The 3,178-nt window shown below is 73.6% G+C and carries 4 protein-coding genes; all 4 read left to right on the forward strand.

What is annotated here, in order from left to right; genetic code table 11:
• On the forward strand, positions 1–465 hold a 465-nt coding region (locus ABWK99_RS15110; RefSeq protein ID WP_372595521.1), incomplete at its 5' end, for a DUF933 domain-containing protein.
• A 173-nt stretch (positions 466–638) separates the two neighbouring features.
• Positions 639–1,361, forward strand: a complete 723-nt coding sequence (locus tag ABWK99_RS15115) for a YciI family protein (protein ID WP_372595522.1) — start codon at positions 639–641, stop codon at positions 1,359–1,361.
• Positions 1,349–2,644 (forward strand): RNA polymerase sigma factor, encoded by a 1,296-nt coding sequence (locus ABWK99_RS15120; protein ID WP_372595523.1) that lies wholly within the window; start codon positions 1,349–1,351, stop codon positions 2,642–2,644. The genes ABWK99_RS15115 and ABWK99_RS15120 overlap by 13 nt, the downstream gene beginning before the upstream one ends.
• A 126-nt stretch (positions 2,645–2,770) precedes the next feature.
• Positions 2,771–3,178: ArsR/SmtB family transcription factor (locus ABWK99_RS15125; RefSeq protein ID WP_372595524.1), on the forward strand; the 408-nt coding region annotated here is incomplete at its 3' end.

Consider the following 3,178-nt stretch of genomic DNA (forward strand, 5'->3'; position numbering starts at 1 on the left):
ACCGACGACGCAGGCCTGGCGGACGACGCGATGAAGGAGACGCTCACCGCTCTGGTGGCCCCCGCGGCCTGCGTCTTCCTCGACGCGAAGCTCGAGGCCGAGCTCGTCGAGCTCGACGCGGAGGACGCGGCGGAGATGCTCGCGGAGACCGGACAGGAGGAGGCGGGCCTCGACCAGCTCGCCCGCGTCGGCTTCCACACCCTCGGCCTGCAGACCTACCTCACGGCCGGTCCCAAGGAGTCGCGCGCCTGGACGATCCGCAAGGGCTGGACGGCCCCGCAGGCCGCCGGCGTCATCCATACGGACTTCGAACGTGGCTTCATCAAGGCCGAGGTCATCTCCTTCGCCGACCTCATGGCAGCCGGCTCGATCGCCGCTGCCCGCTCGGCGGGCAAGGCCCGCATCGAGGGCAAGGACTACGTGATGGCCGACGGCGACGTCGTGGAGTTCCGCTTCAACGTGTGAGTCGACGCGCCACCCGCCCTCGCGGTGCGCCTCGTGGATGATCCGACGGCCGGCCAGGGACAGGGCGAACCCGCTCGTGGCACCGTGTCCTGCACGGCACGTCCTGTTCGTCATGAGGTCATCGGGCCACCGCGCCCGCCGCGAGGGCCCACCGGCCGCAGGAAGGACTCACCATGCGCTACCTCATGCTCGTCCGCGTCCCCGACGACGCCAGCCCGACGCCGGAGCAGGCCGATCCCTCGGTCTGGTACGCCGAGGCCGTGCGCCGGGGCCAGCACCTGCGAGGCGAACGGCTCCGGCCGCCGTCGGACGCGACGACCGTGCGCCGGTGGGGACCGTCGCTCACCGTCACGCACGGCCCCTTCGTGGAGGTGACCGAGCAGATCGTCGGTTTCGACCTGCTCGAGGTCCAGAGCCCCGAGGAGGCGGTCGCCGTCGCCGCCGGGCACCCCGTCGCGGCCTTCGGCGCACTCGAGCTGCGCGAGCTGTGGCCGCACGACAGCACCGACGGGGACTGGGTCCCCGCCCCGGGCGAGACGGAGGGCGACCTGCTCCCGGGGGAGTCGAGCTACGTCCTGCTCATGGCAGGGGTGCCCGGAGCGCCGACCGAGGAGCCGGAGGGTGCTCCGACGATGGCCGACTGGCTCGCCGAGGCCGAGCGGCGCGACGCCGACCGAGGGGGCTCGCCACTGCGCACGCCGGAGGAGGCGGTGACCGTCCGCGTGCGCGACGGCCAGACCGTGCTCACCCACGGCCCCTACGCCGAGCTCGCCGAGCAGGTCTACGGCTACCAGCTGCTCGACGCCCCGGACCTCGACGCCGCGCTCGAGCTCGCGGGCTCGCACCCCGCGGCGGCCCTCGGTGCCATCGAGATCCGGCCGCTGTGGCCCATCTGACCGGGGAGGGGTCGAGCCCGGACGTCGCGGCGAGCCTTGCCACCGCCTTCGCAGAGGAGTGGTCGCATGTGGTCGCGACGCTCATCCGCGTCACGGGCGACTGGTCGCTGGCCGAGGACTGCGCACAGGAGGCCTTCCTCGCCGCGACGACCCGCTGGGAGCGCGACGGCGTGCCTGACCGGCCGGGTGCGTGGCTGCGAACGGTCGCCCGGAACGCCGCCGTCGACCGCCTGCGCCGTCGTGCGACGGAGTCCCGGAAGCTGACGGTGCTCGCTGCGGGGGCGGACGGGGTCGATCCCGGTGGGCAGATCGAGAACGGTGACCTCGACGACGAGTCGGGCGTTCCCGACGACCGGCTGCGGCTGATCTTCACCTGCTGCCACCCGGCCCTGCCGCTCGAGGGGCGCGTCGCGCTCACCCTGCGCACCCTGTGCGGTCTCGGCGTCCCGGAGATCGCACGCGCCTTCGGCTCCTCCGAGGCGGCGATGGCCAAACGCCTCGTGCGGGCGCGGCAGAAGATCGCGCACGCGCGGATCCCGTACCGGGTGCCCGGCGCGGCCGAGCTGCCCGAACGGCTGAGCGCCGTCCTCGCGGTGGTGTACCTGGTCTTCACCGAGGGGTACTCGGCGACGGCGGGCCCCTCGCCGGTGCGGGCCGACCTGTGCCTCGAGGCGATCCGCCTGGCCAGGCTCCTCGCGCGGCTCGTGCCGGGCGAGGCGCAGGTGCACGCCCTGCTCGCCCTCACGCTTCTGCACGACGCCCGCCGCCCCGCACGCGTCGACGAGGACGGCTCCCTCGTCCCGCTCGAGGAGCAGGACAGGTCTCGATGGGATGCCTCGCTCGTGGCCGAGGGGTGCAGTGCTCTCGAGCAGGCGCAACGACTCGCCACGGGGGACAGCCCGCTCCTGCTGCAGGCGGAGATCGCCGCCTGCCACTCGACCCTCACCGGCTCGGCATCTCCCGACTGGTCGCTCGTGGTGCACCTGTACGACAGGCTGCTCGCCCTCGGCCCCTCACCGCATGCCGAGCTGAGCCGGGCCGTCGCCCTCGGGATGCGGGACGGACCGGACGCGGCACTCGCCCTCGTCAGGGCGCTCGCCCACTCACCGCTCCTGGACGGCACGCTCGCCCCGGTGGCCGCCGAGGCGGATCTCCTGCGCCGTGCGGGACGGACCGCCGAGGCTTCGGGCGCCTACCGGCGGGCGCTCGATCTCGTCGTGACGGACGGGGAGGCGGCCTTCCTGCGCAGACGGCTCGACGAGCTCGACCCGAGGGGGCGGTAGTCGTCGTCCGTGCCCCCGGGGGTCGAGACCGGATCCGACGCTCCGAGGAAGACGAACTCGCGAGGGCTTGCTTCGACTCGCATCTAAGTAGATACTTGTCGAAGTAGCCGACGACGGGGGAGAGCGATGAACGCATCGGACGCGGGGACGAGAGTGGCCGAGCGGGCTCTGGCGCGGGATGTGGCGGAGGCGATGGCCGCGGTGCTGCGCTCCCTCGCCGATCCGCTTCGCCTGCAGATCGCCTCGGTGGTCGCGACGGCGCCGACGGGTCGCGTGCCGGCAGGCGAGATCGCCTCGATCACCGAGCTGAGCGCACCCACGGTCTCCCATCACCTGCGCACGCTGCGCGAGTCCGGGGTGCTCGTCGCCCACCGTCGGGGGACCTGGGTCGACTACTCCTTGGCACCGGGGATGGGTCGAGTCGTCGTCGGCCTTCTCGACGGCCTGTCCGCGACGTCCGGGCGCGGGACCGCGGTACGTGACGGGGCCGGCACGCGGGACGGCGACGACGGCCCGGCCCTGCTCGACGCCGAT

The organism is Actinotalea sp., assembly GCF_041597215.1.
Taxonomy (GTDB): domain Bacteria; phylum Actinomycetota; class Actinomycetes; order Actinomycetales; family Cellulomonadaceae; genus Actinotalea.

What these genes read in the sequence shown, in the direction of transcription:
- ABWK99_RS15115 (WP_372595522.1), top strand. Translation starts at nt 639, where the DNA reads ATGCGCTACCTCATGCTCGTCCGCGTCCCCGACGACGCCAGCCCGACG.